The organism is Halorhodospira halophila SL1 (assembly GCF_000015585.1).
Classification (GTDB): Bacteria; Pseudomonadota; Gammaproteobacteria; order Nitrococcales; family Halorhodospiraceae; genus Halorhodospira; species Halorhodospira halophila.
Genome location: NC_008789.1, coordinates 1,656,119 through 1,677,094 on the forward strand (window position 1 = coordinate 1,656,119; position 20,976 = coordinate 1,677,094).

General features: G+C 63.7%; 16 protein-coding genes. 4 read left to right on the forward strand and 12 right to left on the reverse strand.

Annotated features, from left to right (window positions below; all coding sequences use genetic code 11):
• Position 1: 1 nt before the first annotated feature.
• Positions 2 to 1,438 carry a DUF1302 family protein gene (locus HHAL_RS07715; RefSeq protein ID WP_144446117.1) on the reverse strand — a complete coding sequence of 479 codons (1,437 nt, stop codon included), beginning with the start codon at positions 1,436 to 1,438 and terminating at the stop codon, positions 2 to 4.
• A gap of 79 nt (positions 1,439 to 1,517) precedes the next feature.
• The gene (locus HHAL_RS07720; RefSeq protein ID WP_011814317.1) at positions 1,518 to 2,339 is read right to left on the reverse strand and encodes an outer membrane lipoprotein-sorting protein; all 822 of its coding nucleotides are present in this window, start codon (positions 2,337 to 2,339) and stop codon (positions 1,518 to 1,520) included.
• A 352-nt stretch (positions 2,340 to 2,691) separates the two neighbouring features.
• Here HHAL_RS07720 and HHAL_RS07725 point away from each other — a divergent pair, with 352 nt between their 5' ends.
• Entirely contained in the window at positions 2,692 to 3,618 is a 927-nt protein-coding gene (locus tag HHAL_RS07725; protein WP_011814318.1) for a PEP-CTERM sorting domain-containing protein, read from the forward strand.
• Positions 3,619 to 3,726: 108 nt separating this feature from the next.
• On the opposite strand, the gene HHAL_RS07730 is transcribed toward HHAL_RS07725, so the two are convergent.
• Positions 3,727 to 6,459 carry a tetratricopeptide repeat protein gene (locus HHAL_RS07730; RefSeq protein WP_144446118.1) on the reverse strand — a complete coding sequence of 911 codons (2,733 nt, stop codon included), beginning with the start codon at positions 6,457 to 6,459 and terminating at the stop codon, positions 3,727 to 3,729.
• Between the two features lie 375 nt (positions 6,460 to 6,834).
• Between HHAL_RS07730 and HHAL_RS07735 the strand changes: the two genes are divergently transcribed.
• Entirely contained in the window at positions 6,835 to 7,866 is a 1,032-nt protein-coding gene (locus HHAL_RS07735; RefSeq protein WP_011814320.1) for a PEP-CTERM sorting domain-containing protein, read from the forward strand.
• Between the two features lie 501 nt (positions 7,867 to 8,367).
• Positions 8,368 to 9,363 (forward strand): PEP-CTERM sorting domain-containing protein, encoded by a 996-nt coding sequence (locus HHAL_RS07740; RefSeq protein WP_011814321.1) that lies wholly within the window; start codon positions 8,368 to 8,370, stop codon positions 9,361 to 9,363.
• A 148-nt stretch (positions 9,364 to 9,511) separates the two neighbouring features.
• On the opposite strand, the gene prsR is transcribed toward HHAL_RS07740, so the two are convergent.
• The 4 genes from prsR to HHAL_RS07760 are packed head-to-tail and all read right to left on the reverse strand — an operon-like array spanning position 9,512 to position 15,054.
• Positions 9,512 to 10,861, reverse strand: a complete 1,350-nt coding sequence (prsR, locus tag HHAL_RS07745) for a PEP-CTERM-box response regulator transcription factor (protein ID WP_011814322.1) — start codon at positions 10,859 to 10,861, stop codon at positions 9,512 to 9,514.
• A 19-nt stretch (positions 10,862 to 10,880) separates the two neighbouring features.
• Positions 10,881 to 12,947, reverse strand: coding sequence for an XrtA/PEP-CTERM system histidine kinase PrsK (gene prsK / locus HHAL_RS07750; RefSeq protein WP_011814323.1), 2,067 nt, complete (start codon positions 12,945 to 12,947; stop codon positions 10,881 to 10,883).
• A gap of 16 nt (positions 12,948 to 12,963) precedes the next feature.
• Positions 12,964 to 14,373, reverse strand: a complete 1,410-nt coding sequence (locus tag HHAL_RS07755; RefSeq protein WP_011814324.1) for a TIGR03013 family XrtA/PEP-CTERM system glycosyltransferase — start codon at positions 14,371 to 14,373, stop codon at positions 12,964 to 12,966.
• Positions 14,374 to 14,430: 57 nt separating this feature from the next.
• Entirely contained in the window at positions 14,431 to 15,054 is a 624-nt protein-coding gene (locus HHAL_RS07760) for an XrtA/PEP-CTERM system exopolysaccharide export protein (protein WP_011814325.1), read from the reverse strand.
• Positions 15,055 to 15,218: 164 nt separating this feature from the next.
• Here HHAL_RS07760 and galE point away from each other — a divergent pair, with 164 nt between their 5' ends.
• Positions 15,219 to 16,238, forward strand: a complete 1,020-nt coding sequence (galE, locus tag HHAL_RS07765; RefSeq protein WP_011814326.1) for a UDP-glucose 4-epimerase GalE — start codon at positions 15,219 to 15,221, stop codon at positions 16,236 to 16,238.
• Positions 16,239 to 16,297: 59 nt separating this feature from the next.
• On the opposite strand, the gene HHAL_RS07770 is transcribed toward galE, so the two are convergent.
• From HHAL_RS07770 to HHAL_RS13325, 5 genes are read right to left on the reverse strand one after another with little or no spacing between them, the layout of a single operon-like run.
• Positions 16,298 to 17,785 carry a mannose-1-phosphate guanylyltransferase/mannose-6-phosphate isomerase gene (locus tag HHAL_RS07770; RefSeq protein ID WP_011814327.1) on the reverse strand — a complete coding sequence of 496 codons (1,488 nt, stop codon included), beginning with the start codon at positions 17,783 to 17,785 and terminating at the stop codon, positions 16,298 to 16,300.
• 7 nt (positions 17,786 to 17,792) lie between these two features.
• Complete coding sequence (locus HHAL_RS07775; RefSeq protein WP_011814328.1) at positions 17,793 to 18,926, reverse strand: nucleotidyltransferase domain-containing protein; 1,134 nt, start codon at positions 18,924 to 18,926, stop codon at positions 17,793 to 17,795.
• On the reverse strand, positions 18,907 to 19,821 hold the full coding sequence (locus HHAL_RS07780; RefSeq protein ID WP_011814329.1) for an HprK-related kinase A: 915 nt from the start codon (positions 19,819 to 19,821) through the stop codon (positions 18,907 to 18,909). Before HHAL_RS07780 ends, HHAL_RS07775 begins: the two co-directional genes overlap by 20 nt.
• Positions 19,818 to 20,165, reverse strand: a complete 348-nt coding sequence (locus HHAL_RS13655) for an HPr-rel-A system PqqD family peptide chaperone (protein ID WP_011814330.1) — start codon at positions 20,163 to 20,165, stop codon at positions 19,818 to 19,820. The genes HHAL_RS07780 and HHAL_RS13655 overlap by 4 nt, the downstream gene beginning before the upstream one ends.
• Positions 20,166 to 20,846, reverse strand: coding sequence for a hypothetical protein (locus HHAL_RS13325; RefSeq protein WP_011814331.1), 681 nt, complete (start codon positions 20,844 to 20,846; stop codon positions 20,166 to 20,168). It lies immediately after the preceding gene.
• Between the last annotated feature and the right edge of the window lie 130 nt (positions 20,847 to 20,976).

Below are 20,976 nucleotides of genomic sequence, written 5' to 3' on the forward strand. Positions count from 1 at the left end.
CTCAAAACCGTCCCCTCCAGCCTGTCATGATGACGTCGTTATCCTGGTGGAACCCGCCGGCCGTCTCTTCCGCACCTTCGAAATAGTGCGCCGACACGTAGAGTTCATGGGGTTCCCAGTCCACCCAGGCCACCTCCGGATTCAGGTAGATGTCCCGCTCATCGAGCCCGATCGCATAACGAAGCCTCGCCCGGAGACGCCGCTGCCAGGGCCGCCCCTCGATCTCGCCATTGAGGGTGACTTCATCGGCACGTTCCAGTAGGGACGGCGCATCAAGGTAGTGGCTGCCAACCAGCTGCACGTTCACTCGCAAATCCCCGTCCCCTGGAAACACCTCGGCCCCCACACCCCAATTGAAGGCCTCGAAATCCTCGCGCACGAAATCTTCCTGCCGGGTCCCCGGCACGTCGCTGAGCCATACCGCTTCGGCGCGGTAGGTGACTCCGCCAGCGTCGATTGCACCGTCCACGCCGACCAGATAACTGCGCGGATGGACCGCACGAAAGGTGTAATCGCCGGCCTGCACGGCCTCCTCCGGATCATCGAGGGCTCCGCGTGCCTCATCGCTCAACTCGTAGTACGGCGCGGAATGCCGGAAACGCTTGAACGTCGCAGCAGCGTCCCAGCCACGTCCGCCTCGGCTGACCCGAAGCCCGGCGCCGCCCTCGCCGTCGGTCTCTTCGACAAACCGCCCGTCTCGCACCAGATCCTGGAATTGGGGCTCCGACGGCAGGCCCAGAAAACGCCCACGCTGGCGATCAACCGGATGCCAGACGCTATCGCGATCCGGCATTTCCGCCTCCCGGAACCACGGCACCACCACGGCGTCGAACTCCCAACCGTTGGTGAAGAGCTGCCCACGAACCGCGGGAGCGGCGCGACGCCGCTCACTGAGGTCGTCCAGGACAAAGCGTGACAGGTCCTCGACGCTCAGTCGGTCGGTCGGCGAGACCTCATCGATCCGGCCCCAGACCACCTGTTGCGCACCAGCGGTCAGACGCCATCCGCGACCCCGGTAGCGGAGGTACACCTCCCCGTAGTCGACATCGATCTCCTCGACACGTGGGCCCCCGCGCTGGTAATGACCGTCCACGCGGCTCTCCACGCGAGCGCTCCAGGGGCCCCGGGGTTGCCAGTCCGCACGTCCTAGCAGGTGCCCGTGGTAGACCAGGTCGGCGTAAGAGGCACTGCGCGGCAGCCAACCCGCGTCCAGACGCACACTTTCGACTCCGAACGCCCAGTCCTCCGGGAGCCATGCCTCCGGTTGTGGCTTGTCCTCGTCGACGGCCTCCGGCGACGGATCGCCGATGCGTATACCGCCGTCGCCCTCGGCCCCGTTTTCCGCGAGCCGCCGCGACGGCTCCAAAGCCTCAAACTCCCCCCGGACCGGCTCCACCGAGTCACCGGCCGCATCGCCACGATCACCTATTGAGGCCAAGGCCACCCCATTAACCCCGATGGACGCCGACCCGAGCCCTAGCACCACCAGCAGCGTCCGACACCGCGGAATGGGCCGGTCAAGGGCGGTAGGCACGTTCGCCCCCCGGATCCGACAACGCCGCGCGGGAGAAGAGATCTTGCGGCAACCCCTGGTCATAGACCACCTGCTCGACAAGGAAGCGAGTTTGGTGACCACTATCCAGGTCTTCCATGGTGCTCTCGACAACCGTCCAGTAGCCCTGGTGCTGCTCCAAGGCCTGCACCGTTAATCGCTTCGCCGGCTCGTCATCGCCCTGGTAGTAGTCGATTCGCAGGGGAACCAGCGACTCTTCATGAACCCACTGATCGCGCAGGGTATACACGGAGTTGTCGCCCTCGACAGGGCGACTCTCCAGGCGGAAAACCGGAAGGCCCTCCAACTCATCCCGACCCACGTATTCGTGTTCGTCCTGCCGGACTTTACGATCGCGCAAATCCTCAAAGAAGAAGTCGCTGTCCACGAAGCGACCGCCCATCCGCTCCGAGGCCACCCTTCGAACCCGGTCCAGTGCCGGCAGGTAAAGCCATTGATCTGTGCTGCCGTCTGGATAGTCCCGTGTGAGCATCGCCGTATCGGCAACATCCGATGGGGCCGTGAACCGGACCAGGTTCCAGACCTCCTCATCGTCAATCTGTAGACGGTACTCGTAGAACGAACGCTCCCGCTCGGAGCGACCGGGGCCATCGAGCACCATACGCCCCTGTTGCACGGCATCATCCCCTTCGGGGCGGTCATAGACCCACTGGGCCAGCTCCTCGCCATCGGCTGGCTCCTCATTCGCCGCCACCAGCGACACCAACCCCGCGGTCAGGAGTATCACGCCCCCCAAGACCCCCGAAAAAGGACTTGCCCGTAACATCCTGCCCACGGCCGACATAGACGACTCTCCCCATTCAGAGACACACGAACCACATCCGTCCTACTCTCCTGTACTGATCGGAATTGCGCAAGCTCCCCTACAAAAACAGCGTCTTTTTTCCTTACAACGAGGCTCACAACGGCCTCACCGCCGCGACCAGTCGATCTCCTAACCCGCTATTTCCTTTTGCCTTTTCCACCCCCACTGGGTCTACCCCATAGGGTGGCCCCAATCGTGCTACTAAAAAGGTCAAGGGCAGATCGCTCCAGATCGGCGCAGCCTCCCGAGATGGCTCGATTAATGGCCCCCAACGAACGAAGCACAGGCACATCACGGCTGGAGAATGACAACGATGAAAACCCAACCCATGCTAGGCCTTTTCGCGTCCGCGCTGGTACTTGGAATGCTATCAGCGCCCGCCTACGCCGCCCAGTTCACCATTGACCCGAGGGACTTTGCCGGTTTTGATGACGGCCCCACCGCCCCTCTTAATTCCCTTGGCTGGGAGCTTCGAACGGCTACGACCCAGTTCGGAACCAGCTCCGGAGAAAACTGGCTCCCGGACGGGGGGTCACGCTTTTTGGATATCGGATTCGGGCGAATCGACGCTTACAATCCATACGATATCGGGGATGACCAAATCGCTGGCATCCGCCAGCGGGATATGACCCTCAGATGGGACAACATCGCCGGCACCCTCGGTGCCGATGGGCAGCTAAGCTACGAGAGTGGGACCATTGATTTCTACTTTGGCGGGGACGGCATTGGATCGGGGGATCTTCGGAGCAGCGATCCTTTCGATACCAACAGTGCTGAGTGGCAGGCCGCCGGCTCCGGCGAGCACGTCCTCTCGATGGAACTGAGTAGGGGGGACGCACTCGCCAGACTCATTACTGACGACGATGGCAATCTAGAGGCGATTGACGCCACCCAGTTTGACCTCTTCTTTGATATTACTTTTGCACGAGAGGGCTTCTGGGCTCTGACCGATAGCCGCCCCTTTGAAGAACTGATCGGGTTGCAACTGATTTCGGCGTTCGGTGAGGCCGGCGGTGCCACACAGAGAAACACGGTTCTTAACGACGATGAAAACGCTTTCACCGATGCCGATATCGCGCTCTACACCCACTACGCTGGCGTTCGGCGCGGTTCGCTGGAGTTCCAGGTGCCCGAGCCGAGCACGCTGATGCTCATGGGGGGATCGCTGATCCTGCTCGCCCTCGCCACCGGTGGCTTTCGTCGGCGTCAAAGCGAGTCCGGAGGACTAGCGGCCTCGTAGTCCACCGCAAGCACCTCGGGTGCCTTACGCCTTATACGACACGAAAAGGCACAAGGAGGGGGACTTTCCCCCTCCTTGTTTTTTGGTGCACCAGAAGCTCTCAAGCACTCAATCGCCGAGGTTCGTCAACATTTCCTCTGCGTCCTGGCGCCCCGAAAAGTCCGCATGCGCCTCCAGCAACTGCTCGAGGATATCACGGGCTTGGCTCACCTGACCGTCAGCACGAAGCGCCCTGGCAAGATTGAGTTGCACGTCCGGATCGCCGCCGGCAAGGGCCACGGCCTGATCGAGATACTCAACCGCATCGGACGTCCGGTCGTTGCGAAGGAGCACCACGCCGAGGGTGTCCAGCACGGCAGCCTCCCCCGGGGCCAGGTCATAGGCGCGCCGGGCGTATTCCAGCGCTTGGTCCGGCGCGTCCTCGCGCAGAAGCCACGCCAGGTTATTCAAGGCCAGCGGGTCCTGCTCACGCTGCTGTAACAGGTGCGTATAAACCTGGATGGCATCCTCGTCGCGACCTGCTTCCAGTAGTGCAGAGCCCAGCACATGGCGCATCTGCGCATCTGCCGGATTGGCGCTCAGCCAGTCGTTTAGACGATCGATACCGGCATCCAGGTCATCTGCGGCGCGCTTGGCGGTGTAGCCCTCGAGCACCCAGGACCGCTCCATACGACCTGAGAGGGCGTGTCCATAATGCTCGGCCGCACGCGCAAACCGGCCATCGCGATACGCCAACCAACCCTGATGGGCGTGCACCTCCGGTGCATCCGGGTTGGCTTCGGCCACCGGTGCGAAAACCTCTTCAGCCTCCTCCCTTTGCCCCTGGCGAGCCAACTGCCGTGACCGGGCATGGGCCGCCGAGTAGTGGCTGGGATCAGCCGAAAGCGCCGACTCCAAGGCCTCCACCGACCCTTGCTCATCCCCCGCGGCCGCACGCGCCAGCGCGAGCAGGTAATGCAGGTCGGCGGCATCCGGGTCCAACTCCGTGGCGCGCTCGAGCAGCCTCCGCGCCTCTCGGTCCTCACCGGCCATGCCGTAGATCCGTGCGGCCTCGCCTAGAAACTGTGCATCCTCCGGACGTTCTTCCAGGGTTTGCTCAAGCACGGACAGCCCCTCGGCTGCGGAATCCATCTGGATCAGCCACTCAGCCAGCCGCATCGCCACCCGCGGCTCATCGGGTACTGCTTGATGCACCCCACGAAGCACTTCGATCCCCGCCTCGGCCTCACCGCGGGCGCGCTCGAGGCTGCTAAGATTCATCGCCAGATCGGCACTGTCCGGAACCGCCTCCAGCCCTTCTCGCAACACACGCCGCGCCCCCGGGCGATCCCCTTGACCCAGGAGGACCGCGGCACGGAGGTTATATCCTACGGGATCCTCCGGGGCCTTATCCTGGGTCCGCTCAGCAGCGACCGCCGCCGCCTCGAAACGCCCAGCCTCGATATAAGCCTGCACCAATGTCAAATCCGCTGCACGCAGGGCCCCATCAGCGGACGCCACGGCTTCTAACTCCTCAAGGCCCTTCTCTTCGTCTCCGGCCAGCAGCAGCGCCGTTCCGAGCACCTCGCGCGTCTCCAGGGCATCGGGTTGCGCGTCCAAAACACGCCTCAGGGTCTGGATACCGGACTCCACATCGCCGGTATCCAGATAGAGCGCACCTAGCCGATCGCCCAGCTCAGAAACCCATTCCGGCCGTTCCGCGAGCGCCTCACTGAGGACCTCCCGCGCCTCCTCGGGCTGATCTTGCGCCATGTACAACCTTGCCCGCAAGGTGTAGCTGGTCACAGACCCCGGACCACTCGCGTGGTATCGATTCAGGTGGTGCTCGGCCTGGGCAAGGTTCCCACGCTCAAGCTCCAGCCCTGCGAGATAGGGGCGCGCCGGGCGATATTCCCGTTGGCGTGCCAGCGCTTCCTCGAACTGCGTTCGGGCTTCATCGGGGGAATCACCCTCGAGTTCTACGAGCCCCATCAAGAAGTAGCCGCCGGCAAAACCCGGCGCCCCTTCGACCAGTTGCTCGGCGTCAGCTCGGGCCCCTTCAAAGTCTTCTTCGCGAAGCCGAACCATCGCTCGCGAGAAACGATCGCTCACATAGTCGGGTCGTAGATCGACGGCTCGATCGAAGGCCTCCCGTGCGCTCTGCCTTTCACCAACGACCTCAGCCAGGCTGCCGCGAAGCGTCCATGCCGGATAGTAGTCTTCATCGAGCGCCACAGCGGCCTCCAGGTGGCTCGCAGCTTGCGCCCGATCACCGGCAACGAGGGCACCAAAGGCCTTTGCCAACTCCAGCTCCGGAAGGTCCGCTGCTTCGCTCACCGCGGCCGTCAACAACTCGCTACCCGCTTCGTCATCCCCCCGGTGGTAGGCCGCCACTGCGCGGTAGGCAAATACCCGGGCCTTGGCCTCCCCCTCAAGCGCTTCGTATTCGAAGTCGACCAGCTCGCCGTGTTGCCTTGTCTCGTGATAAAGGCGGGCGAGGGTCGGGGCGTAGCGCTTGGGCTCCGCCCCCTGCTCCAGCGCGCGGGTGAGGTGATTAATCGCTGCGTCGGTATCGCCATCGCCGGCGTACGCCAACCCGAGCTGACCGCGGGTCTCGGGCGTCTCTACTTTTTGAAGGGCATTCCTATAGTCAAGAACCGCCGCACGGTACTCCCCAGCCTCTAGTTGCTCCGCCGCGCGCTCCAGATACTCCTCTTCGGACAACCCTTGCCACGCTTCACAACCAACCATCCAAAGCGCGAACACCCCCAGGGCGGCGACGTGCGGCCACGCCGCCGCCCCCAGCAACGGATTGCGGGGCCGATCGCCCTGTACCCTTCTCAGCCCAGATCCTTTCCTCACAAGTCACCTCCTTTTATGCGCCGCACCGACCGGGTGTGCCACAAGCTAACGACCGAGCCGGGGTCTACGCGGCCGGCCACCTCCTATCCCGTAACTCTAGGCGTTTTTTCCTGCAGTGATACCCGCCCGGCTGATCGGCTCCGGGGCACTCAACGACTGCGATCGGACGTTGAGTTTCTTTACACCCATGGCTGCCCACTCGCCCACCGGCATCCGGCGCCGAAGACCAGGCTAAATCTGCGGGCCGCACGCGCCGCCCTCGCCCACCGCGCACCCCCACTGGCACGCCCGATGCATCAGCGCGCTGGCGAACGTCACCCATGCGCTCAGTGTCAATAGCCACTTCAAGGAAACCAAGGAAAGGAGACCCAACCGATGAGGACCCAACCGATTCTAAGTCTCGCGACATCTTCGGCGGTGATGCTCAGCGTGCTCGCCACGCCTGCCCATGCGACTCAGTTCACCATCGACCCCAGCGAATTCGACGGTTTTGATGGCTACGAGGGGGGAGCAACCGCCCCCCTTGACTCGCTCAGCTGGGAACTACGAACCGCAACCCAGCAATTCGGGCCTAGCGAAAACGAAAACTGGGTCCCGGATCGAGGGTCTTCGTTTATCGACCGCGGCGTCGGACGCATCCAAGACTACAACCCATTCGATACCGGCGAGGATGTGGAACTGGGCAGTATCGGTGCAAGGGACATGACCCTCAGATGGAATAATATTAAAGGCCGGACCGGCGAGGCGCTCGAGACCCAGGAACTACTGGACGAGGCCGATAATGACCTGCCTGTTGATGAGGTAGGTAATGGCCGGTCTCTGATCTATGACAGCGGGACCATCGAGTTCTTCTTTGCCGGAGACGACGATCAGGAGCTGCGAGACCTGGAGACCCCCGAGCCGTGGCACACGGGCGACGATATCTGGAACCAGGCTGGTAGTGGCAAAAAAGTCCTCGAGTTGAAACTGACAGGCGGCAGCGCACTGGGTGGTTTCGAGCTCGACGACGACGGCAACCTCCAGGGGATTGAAGCGACCCAGTTTGACCTCGATTTTGAGGTCACTGATGCGCTGGACGGCTTTTGGGCCACCGCAGATGGTCGTGCCTTTGAAGAACTCATCGGGTTACAACTAATCACGGCGTTCGGTGAGGCCGGTGGCGCTACAGAAAGAAGCACGGTCATCAACGAGGACGCGTACAGCGATAACGGTGTTGCAGTTGCAGAAGATTCCGAGGTCGAGCTTTACACCCACTACGCCGGGGGCCGGGAAGGCAAAATGAACTTCCAGGTACCCGAGCCGAGCACGCTGGTGCTCATGGGCGGGTCGCTCGTGCTGATCGCCCTCGCCACCACCGGTGGCCTGCGCCGGCGGCGAGGCGAGAGCGGAACGCCCGCTTCAGCTTAGTCAGGGCCTGGCACGCCAAGGCCTAGCCCGAGTTACGGCCTGATCCAGGTAGTCGTCAGCTCTTCTGGTCCAGCGAAGGCGGACACCCGGATTAGGCTGTGCTCCACCCCAAGCGGGTCGTTCACTTGACTTTACAGGTCCCCGGCTGGGGCCGCCCCCTGCGGCAGCGCCCCCGCCCGATCCCCCAGCGACAACCGGGCGCACGCCGGTCAGCCGGCACCACTCTGACGAAGGCCCAGCACCTGGCTGTGGCGCAGCCGTCCCCTCCATTGCCCCTGCAACCGCGCCCGAACCGCCGTCGACTTTCTTTACGCCCCTCCCCGGCCAAGCCCGCCTGCAGGGCACCCGCACCCGGGGCCATCCCCCTCAAGGGGCCGCACACGCGGCCCTCGCTCACCACCTGCCACCACTGGCACGCCCGATGCATCGGTCCTGGCGAGGCCGCATTTGGCCCCGGTTCCAGTAACCGCTCCAAGGACACGAAGGAAGGAGACCCAACCCATGAAGATCCAACTAATGAAGAAGCAATCGATGCTAGGCCTCGCGGCATCCTCAGCGGTGGTGCTGGGCCTGGTCGCCGCGCCCGCCCACGGCACGGACTTTACGGTCGACCCCGATGGGGCGGGGTTCGACGGTTACGACGAGGGCCCGACCGAACCCCTCAACTCCCTCGGCTGGGAACTGCGAACGGCCACCCAGCAGTTCGGTACCAGCGGGGTGGGCATCCCGGTCGAGGATCCGAACGATGATGGTCAGGGTGGGACTTACATCCCCGACGTCGGATCGACTTTCGTGGACCGCGGATTCGGACGCATCGACGCCTACAATCCGTTCGATATCGGTGACGACGAACTCCGAGGGCTTGGTCAACGGGATATGACCTTGAGGTGGGACGACATCACCGGGACTATCGGTGAAGATGGCGAGCTGGACTACGACAGCGGAACCATCGATTTCTACTTTGGCGGGGACGGCCAAATCGGGTCGGACGCCCTTCGGAGCAGCGAAGATTTCGACACGACCAGCGATGAGTGGCAATCCGCTGGCACCGGCGAGAACGTCCTTTCCATGGAGCTGACAGACGGCGATGCACTCGCCAGGGTCATAACCGACGAGGACGGCAACCTCACGGGGATTGACGCCACCCAGTTCGACCTCTTCTTTGACGTTACCGACGCCGATGAAGATTTCTGGGCGATAGCGGGTGGAGAGTCTTTCGCAGAGCTACTCGCGATGGAGATGGGGCTCTCGGTTTTCGGTGAGGCCGGCGGTGCCATACAGAGAAACACGGTTCTTAACGACGATGAAAACGCTTTCACCGATCCCGATATCGAGCTCTACACCCACTACGCGGGGGGCCGGCGGGGCTCGATGGAGTTCGAGGTGCCCGAGCCGAGCACACTGATGCTCATGGGCGGGTCGCTCGTGCTGGTCGCGCTCGCCGCCACCGGTAGCCTGCGCCGGCGTCAAAACGAGACGGGGCAGCTGGCTGCCTAACAGGGACCCCCTGTTACGTCGCCTGGCCCCGCTGAGCTGTCAACGGACAGCGCGGCAGGCCTGAGGAGGGGGCAAATGCCCCCTCCTCTTTTCCTTCCGGCAGCGCTCCAACGAACACGCGATGACCACTCACCCCACTTACAAGCGGTCAGCGCAGGGCGAATTTATCCATGAGGGTGTACAAGGTCGGCCGAGTAATCCCCAGCAGACCGGCGGCCTGCGCGATATTCCCATTCGAGCGGCTTAGCGCACGGACGACCGCCTGGTACTCGGCCTGCTCCCGGGCATCCTTGAGGCGCAGCCGGTCCTCGCCACCACCCTCCGGTACTTCCAGCGCGAGATCCTCCGCAGCAATCTTTTTGCCATCGGCCATAATCACCGCCCGGCGGATGACGTTCTCCATCTCCCGCACGTTGCCGGGCCACGGGTAGGCCTCGATGGCGTCGATAGCCTCCGGGGTCAACAGGCGACGCGGCTGGCGCTGCTCGCGGGCGAAGCGATCGAGCAGGGCGTGGGCCACGAGAACGGCGTCACCAGGACGCTCGCGCAGCGGCGGTATGGTCAGCTCGATCTCGGCAACGCGGTAGAAAAGATCCTCGCGGAAGCCGCCGTCGCGAATCATCTCCGCCAGATCGCGATGGGTGGCACAAACCACCCGCACGTCCACCTCGATCGATTGCCGGCCCCCGAGGCGCTCGATGGTCCGCTCTTGCAGAAAGCGAAGCAGCTTGGCCTGAAGACTCAAGGGCAAGTCGCCGATCTCGTCGAGGAACAGCGTCCCGCCACTGGCGTATTCGATCTTGCCAATGGTCTGGCGGTTGGCCCCGGTAAAAGCACCCTTCTCATACCCGAAGAGCTCACTCTCGAGGAGATTCTCCGGGATCGCGGCGCAGTTGATGGCAACGAAACGCTGCTCACGGCGGCCACTGAGCCGATGAACCGCACGGGCGAGGATCTCCTTGCCGGTACCGCTCTCCCCGCGCAGCAGGACCGTAGCATCCGCCGGGGCGACGCGCTCGACCATCCGGCAGACCTGCAGCGCCCCCGGGTCCGAGCTAAGGAACCCCTCCAGCGGCGATGCCGATTGTTGTGCCAGACGACGGTTCTCCGCCTCGAGGCTATAAAGCTGTGCGGCTCGATCCACTAGCAGTCGCAGGGTATCCGGATCCACCGGTTTCCCGTAGAAGTCGTAGGCGCCGAGCGCGACGGCCTTGAGCGCATTCTCCCGGTCATCGTTACCGGTGACCACGATCACCTTGCTCTCGGGCGCCTCGGCGAGCACCTCTTGCAGGGCCGCCAGCCCCTCGCTGGCATTGGCCGGATCCGGGGGGAGCCCGAGATCAAGCAGGACGAGCTCGGGCTCGTAACGCCGCGCCAAAGCAACAGCCTCCGCGCGGTCGAAGGCCGGAACGATCTCATAGCCGTCGAAACACCAGCGCAGCTGTTCCTGGAGCCCCTTGTCATCCTCGACGATCAGCAGGTGGTTCGCGTGCCCCAACGTCTTTATGCCTCCCTCATCATCCCGCCGCGGCCAACGACGATTCCGCGCTGCCGCGAGCAAGTAGCTGGACCGTAAAGCGTGTACCGGCTCCGGGCCTGCTAGAGACCTCGATGCGCCCCCCTAAACTGGCAATGTACTCCCGGGCTTCATACACACCGATACCCATGCCGGCGTTGCCTTTGGTCGTCTGGAACGGTCGGAACAACCGCTCGCGCAGGAACGCCTCATCCATACCCTGGCCGGTGTCCTCAATCACAATATAGCCCCATTCTTCCCGCTGGCTGAGGCGGAGCCGAATCCAGCCATCCGCAGGTGTGGCGTCCTGGGCGTTCCGCACCAGGTGAGCAACGACATTGGCCAGCCGCTCCTGATCGGCAATCACCTGGACCTCCTGCTCCACGGTCAACTCCGGCTGCGGCTCACCGTGCAAGGCCTGCAAGACTTGGCGCAGAACTGCCCCCAACTCAACCCGCTGTGCCGGCGCCGCCTGCTCCGGTTGGGCATTGCGCAGTTGCGCCAGGGTCCGATCGAGGCGTTCACGGGCGTGGCCAACGGTTCGGAAGGCGTTCTCGAGAAACTCCGGGTTGTCGCGGTGGCGCTCGGCGTTGGCGAGCACCAGCGATAATTGCCCGGAGACGTTCTTGAGATCGTGCACCAGGAAGGCGGCGAGGCGGTGGAAGGTCTCGAACTGCCGTGCCTCCGCCAGCGCCTCGCCCACCTGCGTCAGCGCCACGTAGACCGCCAGCTGCCGCCCAGCGATCTTGAGCAAATCCCGATCCTCCCACTCAATGGGCCGCGGGGCCCGCGGCTGGGCAAGGACCACGAAGCCGGTCAACTCCGAACCTTGGAGCAGCGGCACCACCAGCCAATAGCGGGGATTCGCTAACAACCACTCCGGCAACGCCAGCTCGGGATAGGCGGCAGGGTCATCCCGGTATTCATCGACATCGATCACCCATCCACTCTCGAACAGGTATTGCGCCAGCGAGCCCGTCTGCGGCTCTGGGGGGTGGTTGGGCTCGCCGAGGTTGAGCACCCCCTCTAGGTCGTAATCACCCTGGGGATTCTGAACCCAAAGCACCCCCCCGGGACTGTCTACCAGCTCGGCGACGGCGTAAATAGCCCGCTGACGAAAAGGCAGTTCGTCGTGCTCCTTGGAGAGGGTCGCGGTAAAACGCAGCCATTCGTCGTGGTAGTCATACTTGTAATTGAAGAAGTGCTTATTGATGAGTACCCGCAACCGCGCCTGGAACGACCCCGAAAAGAGCACAAGAACCAGGAGCAGCCCCGCCCCGAAGAGCAGCGCTGACTGCAACAACGCACCCCAGTCACCACCGAACTCGCGCAAGAGGTAGCTAGCCGCCCCCACCGCAAGCAGATACAAGCCAGCGCCGGTCAATGCTGCGGTGTGGAAGACCAGGTGCCTCGAAACGGTCGGTGCCAGGCCCCGCGGGAGCTGGCGACGCAGAGAGACCGCCACTAGCGGCACGACCAAGGCGTTGATCAGGCCCCGTGCCTGCGCGGTGGTCGCCTCCACTGCCTGGAAGAGCACCAGATCAGCGAGCACGAACAGGTCGAAGGCGAACAGCCCACCTACACCCAAGCAGAGCAGTTTGATCCCCCAGCGCTCCTGCTCCGGGGTGTTCCGGTAGACTTGCTCAACCAACACCAACCCGGCGATCGTCATCAGCAATAGCGCCAGGCCGTAAACGCCATCCAAACCGAGTTCGGGCCCGACAACCGGGACCAACATCAGCAGCAGAAAACCGCTCAGGACGATGGCCCAAAGCCGTAGTGTGCGCTTCCCACGCTGTGTATGCCCGTGCATGCGGTGCAGGATCGCCAGCAAGACCACGAACCACCCCGCGGCCCGCATAAGCTCCCAGCTACCGCTGGCAAGGATCAACTCGCGGGCGTCGTCGTGCAGCGGGAGACTGCTCAAGTCGGCCGCCCACCCCGCAGTCAGCAGCGAGGCCACCACCACCGACAGGGCGCCGGGCCGATCCCGCCACAGTGTGAGTGTCAGAACAGCCAGCACCAGGAACGCCGCCAAAGCAGCGGCAAAACTCGCAGCCGATAGCATCGCGCCTCCGCAGCGCCTAGCGGGCGCCCTGACCGAAGAGCACCACGGCCACGGTGCGGATCAGGATAACCAGATCCAGAAACAGGGTATGGTTCTTCAGGTAGTACAAATCGTACTGGAGCTTTTCTCGTGCATCCTGGATCGATGCGCCGTAGGGATAACAGACCTGCGCCCAACCGGTAATCCCCGGCGCCACCGTGTGCCGAAACCGGTAAAGCGGAATCTCCCCACCTAGACGTTCAACAAACAGCGGCCGCTCGGGGCGCGGCCCGACGAAAGACATCTCGCCCTTGAGGACGTTCAGGATCTGCGGCAGCTCGTCGATGCGAAGTTTGCGGATCACAGCACCCACCCGTGTGATGCGATCATCTCCCTGCTGCGCCCACTGCGGCACACCGTCCTGCTCAGCGTCCTCGCGCATACTGCGGAACTTAAACAGCCGGTACGGCTTGTTGCCGATGCCGACCCGCTCCTGGCCGAAGAACACCGACCCCGGACTCTCCAGCTTAATGGCGAGTGCCGTAATCAGCATGATCGGCAAGGTAACCAACAGAAGGGCGAGACTAACCATCAGATCAAAGGCTCGTTTGACGGTGACGCGCACCCCGTCCTGACGGAACCCCTCGCCAAAGATCAACGAACTGGTATTCAGGGAGTCCAACCGGACCTGCCGACGCTCGCGCTCGAGGAATCGGGTGAGGTCGATCACCGAGATCTCGTGGAGTTTGCATTCCAGCAGATCGCGCACCGGAAGCTGCCCGCGACGGTCGCGAACCCCCACAACTAGTTCGTTGATCCCATGGCGCCGACACAGCTCAAGCAGACACGTCCCTTGCTCTTGCTCGATGACCTCATCGGCGGGGACGTCAACATGGTCGGTTCCCGGCGGGGCCACATAGCCGACCATGACGTACGGCAGTTCCTCACGGCCGCGCTCGCCCTGGAGCTCGGTCACCGCCGTCGCGCGTGAGCCCACACCCAGCACCAAGACGCGGGGCTTGAGCTTATTCGCAGTAACAACTCGGCTGGACAGCAATCGGCCCATTAGCAGTAGGAAGAATGCCACCACCAGGCCAAGCACCAGCACGCTCGGCTCGATCGCCAGCGCCGGCATCAGTGCCAGTAGGACCCACATGCCGACCCCGGTCGCAACCATGGCCAACAGCAGCCGGACCCCTAACATCAGCTGCCCATCGCGCATCGCCATCTGCCCGGTGTCGTAAAGACCCAGACTCGCCATGCTCAGAAGCACGGCCAGGGCTACAACCACCATCTCCAGCTGCAATGGCAGCTGCTCGAGGCCATACGGCCCCACCAGGCCGGCCTGCAGCGGGAGGATAGCCGTCAAGCCGAGGAATACCAGCACCCCTTCAAATCCAGCGAGTAAAAGAACCTTGCGCGGGATATAATGACCGAAAAACCGCACTGCGCGCCTCCAAGGGGGCGCAGTTCCCTGCACCCCCAATCCATGGCCGAGCCGATATCAGAAAAATCGTTCCGGTATAATCAGCACGTCGCCGGGCTTGATATCGATGTTGGCCTCGATTTCACCGCGATTGATCAGGTCGTGAAGCCGAACCCGATACTGATTGCGCTCGCCGTCCTCGTGGCGAACCAGAACCGTGCGATTACCGGCAGCAACATCCGTCATCCCCCCCACTTCAATCATCACATCCATGACGGACATATCCTCTCGGTACTGCAGGGCGCGCGGCTCGGTGGCCTGACCGATGACCCGCACTTGGCGATCGTACGGTCCGGCAAAACCGGTCACGATCACGGTGACGACCGGATCGCGGAGGTAGAGGCTCAGCTCATCCTCCATCACCCGCGCCAATTCGGTGGGCGTAACGCCGCTGGCTTGCACATCCTCGACCAGGGGAGTCGAAATCTGCCCATCCGGCCGGACGGGAACGCTGATTGAGAGCTCGGGGTTATTCCAGACCTGAACGTTCAGGGTGTCGCCGGGGCCGATGACGTACTGCTCGATTTCCGGGTCATCCACCGTGCTTGGCGCGGAGGGTGGGGCACCACAGCCAACCACAAGAGAGAGGATGGCCGCGACGATCAGACTCCCAGCGACGGTAGCCGCGCGCGCAGGCTCCATGGGCGACTCCTTGCTCATGCTGGCGCGTGGGTTGGATACCATCGCAGTTAACCAAAAGCGACGAGTGACTTCCACGGCTCGAAACTGAGACAGTGACAATCCGATCCCTCCACAGACAGGTGCTACACTCCAATAAGACTGTAGTTGAAAAGGAAGTCCGCGCAATGCGAGTCCTGGTCACCGGCGGCACCGGGTACATCGGCAGCCACGCGGCGGTGGCGCTCATCGAGGCGGGCCATGAGGCGGTGCTCCTAGACAATCAGCACAACAGCACCGGCGCTGTCGCATCTCGCATCGGCCGGATCACCCGCACATCGCCGGAACTGATCCGAGGCGATGTACGGGATGCCTCGATGCTGGCGGAGTTATTCAGCGCCCGGCGCATCGACGCGGTGATGCACTTTGCCGGGCTCAAGGCCGTGGGCGAGAGCGTGCAGCGACCGCTCGACTACTACGAAACCAATGTCGGCGGTACCATTCGCCTCTGCCAGGCGATGGAAGCCGCCGGAGTCCGCAAGCTGATTTTCAGCTCCTCGGCCACCGTATACGGCGACCCGGATCGCGTACCAATCCGCGAGGACGCCCCTACCGGCGGGACGACCAACCCCTACGGCACTAGCAAGCACATGGTCGAGCGGATGCTCACCGACCTGAGCACAGCCAACCCGGGCTGGTGCATCGGGATCCTACGCTACTTCAATCCCGTCGGAGCCCATAAGAGTGCGCTGATCGGCGAATCGCCGTCCGGCATCCCCAACAATCTCGTGCCGTATATCGCTCAGGTGGCCGCCGGGGAGCGCGAGCACCTGCAGGTCTTCGGCGACGACTACCCGACCCGGGACGGCACGGGGGTGCGGGACTACATCCACGTCGTCGATCTGGCGGCCGGGCATGTACGCGCGCTGGAGTACCTTGACGCCCAACCGGGTCAGCACGCCTGGAACCTCGGCCGCGGCGAGGGGCACTCGGTCTTGGAGGCCGTGCGTGCCTTCGAGCAAGCGAGCGGGTGCTCCATCCCGTACCGGGTTACGGAGCGGCGCCCCGGCGATGTCGCCGAGTGCTGGGCCGACCCAAGCAAGGCCGAGCGGGAGCTCGGCTGGCGCGCCGAGCGAGGCCTGGCCACGATGATGGAGGATGCCTGGCGCTGGCAGCGTCAGGGCTCGGATACCGAGACAGCTTCCTGAATCGACAGGGGCATGATTACCCCTATACGGGGCATGATCACCCCTATACAGGGGCTCGGCTATCGGGATTCGGAAGCATCATCCATACGGCCGTAGAGGTCCTCGAAACGGACCAGATCGTCCTCCTCCAGATAGGGACCGGTCTGGATCTCGATGATCTGCAGCGGGATTCGCCCCGGATTCGACAGACGGTGCGGTCGAGTGGCCGGCACGTACGTCGACTGGTTCTCCTCGAGGTAGATCTCTTCGTCCCCATTGACCACCTTGGCGGTACCAGCGATCACCACCCAGTGCTCCGAGCGGTGGTAGTGCATCTGTAACGAGAGCTGACAACCGGGTTTCACCACGATCCGCTTGAGCTTGTAGCGGTGACCGCTCTCCAGCGTGGTGTAGCTCCCCCAGGGGCGTGCCACGGTGACGTGGTACTCGGCAAGCTCCGGTTTGTACGCAGCGACCTCGGCGACGAGCGGCTTGAGGTCGCCCAGGCGATCCCGCGGGCAGACCAGGGTGGCATCGCGAGTCTGAACCAGTGCCAAGTTTTCCACGCCGTAGGCAGCGAGCAGACCGCCGTCGGCACTCCAAAGGAGGTTGTCCTGACTATCGACAGGTAGCGCAGGTCCTTGGCAGACATTGCCGTGATCATCCTTGATCCGCTCTTGATAGAGCGCCTCCCAACTGCCCAGATCGCTCCAGCCCAGGTCCACCGGGACCACCGCTACCGAGTCGGCCCTCTCCAGCAGGCCGTAATCAATGGAGAGTTCGGGCAGCTGGCCGTAGCGATCAGAGTCCGGCGGGCAATCCGGCTCAGCCCACTCGGCTACGGCGTCGGCAATCTCCGGCTGATGTGCGGCGAGTAGCTCCAGAAAACGATCCGCCCGAAAGACGAACATGCCGCTGTTCCAGTAGTAACCGCCCTGCTCGAGGTAGCGCTGAGCCGTCTGCCCATCGGGTTTCTCCACGAAGCGCTGGACCTGCTCCACGCCGACCTCCAGCGCAGGGCCGGCCTGGATGTAGCCGAAACCGGTGGCCGGCTCGGTGGGCTGGATGCCGAAGAGCACCAGCTTGCCGGCGTCCGCCGCCACCTCAGCCCGGGCCCAGGCCCCGCGCAATGCCTCGGCGTCGGCGATCTGGTGGTCGGAGGGGAAGACCCCGACGAGCGCATCGGGCCGCTCGTGGGCGATACGGGCCACCGCCCAGGCGATGGCCGGCAGGGTATTGCGGGCTGACGGCTCCACCAACACGCCCTCGGCCAGCTGCGGATCAACCTCATGCAGCTGGCCCTTGACCTCGAAGCGGTGGTCCACGTGCGTGACCGTGCTCATCCGCTGGGCCGGCAAGGCCGGTAGCAACCGCGCCGCCGTCTCCTGGAGAAGCGTGTCGGCACTGGTCAGGGCCAGCAGCTGCTTGGGCATGTTGCGCCGGGACAGCGGCCACAGACGGGTCCCGGACCCGCCGGCAAGGATCACCGCGTGGCGGCGGGCGGCACGCTCGAACACGTCTTGCGAATCAGGCGCTGCTTGCGACGGGGTGTAGGCATCATCGGCCATAGGGGCATCATCCGTGCTGTTGTGGATCCATCTGCGCCGCCTCGGCATCCAGATCCCGGGGTGCGCGGAAGGCCTTGTAGAACAGGTGACGAACCAGTAGCCAAGGCGGCATCTTCAGCCAGTGGCCACGGACAAGCATCAGGCCTCGCGCCAGGGCATCGGCTCTCGGCGTCGTGGAGAGATGGCCGTTCAGCGCGTGCTCGAACGCAGGCCGCACAATACGCTTGCCCAAAAACCCGGGGGTGTGGTGACTCAGGCGCTCCACTGCCGCCTGCGGGACTGGGGTACCGAAGCGCCGCCGGCAGCACCAGACGGCCGGCTCCACCAGCCAGAGCAGCCGCATGGCCTCGGCCTCGTCGAGCAGCGCCTCCCAGAACCGGTCGCCGTGCTGCTGATGGAAGTGCTCAAGCAGGCTATGGATGTCGTAAAGATCCCGCAATCCGCGGTCCCAATCGGTTTCCGAGAACAGGTGGACGATGGCGTGGAGTACCAAGTGCCGGGGCGCCGGCAGCCGCAGCCAGTGCAGCCCCGGAGCGGGGGCGGCGTGCTCAAAGATGGGGGCCGGATCGACGACCACGGCGAAGGTCTCGGGCAAGATGTTATGGTGCAGATCCAGCGTGGTCCCGCGTTTGCGGTGTTGCAGAGGCGGGAGCTCGTGCATCCACTGCCGGTAGTAACGCTGATCGTAGGCGTCGTGGTGGGTCCCCGCCCACCCTTCATAGAACAGGGCCGACTCGACTCGCTCGACCTCCGCCTTTTGTGCCAACAGATCGATATCCGCCACGATCCTCCCGGCCGCATTCGGCAATCCCGCCAGCAGGTAGGCGCCCCCCTTCAAGGCGACCGGAGCAGTGAACCGCCGCAACACCCCGCGGTCGAGCTGTTGCAACTCCCACCGAAGCGCCGCGGCGTTGGTCTCGGCAGTTGCTGCCGCACCCCACAGATGCCCGGCCACCCACTCCGGCAACTGCCCTTCGACCCCACAGCTCACCGCACGGTGCCACAACGCCCCGAGCAAGAGGTTCTCACGCCCCACGGCCAGGATCCCCGTCCACAGCGACTCCGGAAAGCCGGCCAGGGTCTCAGGCCAGGCCAGGCCTTGTCCGAGCGCGTGAGCAGGATTAAGCGGCCAGCGCGTCAAAGCTCTCGACGGCCTCCTCCAGCCGGCTGTAACCGAAGTCATAGCCCGGTGCCTGCTCCACAAGGTCCACCGTTCTGTGGAAGGCACGCCTTCCGAGGGCGGCATAGTTGAACGATTGGGCAATCAGCCCCATCAGCGTATCCGCCGGGGAGCGCTCTCGCCAGCTCACGGGCCCGTAGGGACGGTAGCGAGGGAACACCACCCAGCCCGGCGGGGTGGGCTCGCTCGCCCGCGCAACACTCGCCGCTGGCGGCCGCATATGCGCGACTGAACCCTTGCGAGTGTCGCAGCACGGCGTGCTAATCACCGCCTCGGGCGCAAAGCGCTGGATCACCTCGATGGAGGCGTTCTTCAGACTAACCGGCCTTGCCAACCCGTAGAGCAGCGGCTGAGGGCCGGCCAGCTCGACTGCGGCCACCTCGTCGCTCAGCAACCGCCAACCGCGGTTGGCCAGCGCGGCACACAGGGTGCTCTTCCCCGCTTCCGGCGGCGCCGGCAAGATCACCGCGCGGCCATTCTTTTCCAGGCAGGCCGCGTGAAAGAGCAGGAAATGCTTGGTCTGCATCCCCACGCACCAGTTCAGGCCCCACTCAAGCATCGGGAACGCCTGATTGCGGGGGAGCGGCTTGAAAATGCGTTTAGCGTCCGCGTAGAAGAGCGCCTGGGGCCTGTAGTAGCGGCGCACCCCGCGGCCGGACACGACCTCACAGTGAAAATCACAGCCGTGCTCTGACTCAAGAACCGGGTGATCGGCGTAGAGCTGCCAGATCCCTTGCGCCACAGAGGCTAAACGGCTGCGGAGGGCAAAGCGGAAGGGACCGGTCTGAACGGCAAGCTCCCCGCTGGATAGACGATCCACGACGCTGCTGTAGCCCAGCCCAGCGATCGTCGTCACGTGCACTCCCGGATTAGACGCGCATCCATGAGCGGCTGCAGGGCCCAGCCCAGAAGATCCTCCCGAGAACCTGGCTGCGTGCCCGCCTCCACGAGCCCACCATCGTCCTCAGCCACCGCCTTAAGCAACTCCCGCTCCGTCACCGAGGTACGCTCGCTGATCCGGGCCAGGATCTCTGTCGAGAGGCGGGGCATGGCGTAGGTGGAGCCTGAGCCGCGGTGGTAGACGAAACCATACGCCCCGACAAGGCGCCAAGCGAGATCGTTGGAGCGCAATGACCAGCGCCGCGAACTCCTCTCCCCAGGCTGAGGCGACTCCTGTATACGGGGTTCAGAGTCGCTCATTTAAGCCTCATGAAGGAAAAAAGGATCGGCCGTTATATTCTCGAGAAACAGGGCGACCTCCTCGGGCCCCAAGGGCACCTCACCGGTGCTCGTTTCGTAATTCTCTCCGTTAAGGGCCGTTCGAACTAGATCCTTAATCTCCTCTGCGGTGGGGCTGCCGTTATAAAAACCGGCCTCACTATTCAGCAACGCCGCCGTACCGTAGTAAATCACTGTACGATCCGTTCGGGAGACAAGAGACCCAGTTGATTGGTAGACAGCATACGGGCCGCCGTTGGCATTCGACCAGACCGCATACTTCAGACGAAGCTCCTGACTAAGATCTTCATCTTCGTAGTATACGTTTCCCGAGTACTCAAAGGCTGCCACAAATAATCTTTCCTGGTCCTCTTCACTCATCGCACCGTTGTTCGATCCCCAGTAACCGGGAGAACGGCCACCACAGTCTTTAGCGTCGCCGTGCTGAGACCCCCCAGACACCCAGCCCGATGGATGACAGTTCCCACCTTCGATCGAGCCGGCCCGAAGCGGATTGCTATGGAAGGCCAGCAGTACCGGCACGCTGCCCAGGGCCGCTTGCCCGAAGCGCCGGCGCGACATCCCCCGGCTCGGGGGGTGTTTGCCTTGCCCTTCCGCGATTTCGTGCGGCTCGGGTGCTTGGTTCCGCTCGTGTTCCGTCATCGCGGCAACCCCTCAAGATTGTGTTCAATGTCTAGTCGATTTGCTGCCTAGCAGAACGCTTAGCAAGTTTCGCGCCGATAGGCAGGCTTCACCCCAGCCCCTATCCCGCTCAGGGCGTTGAACGAGGCGG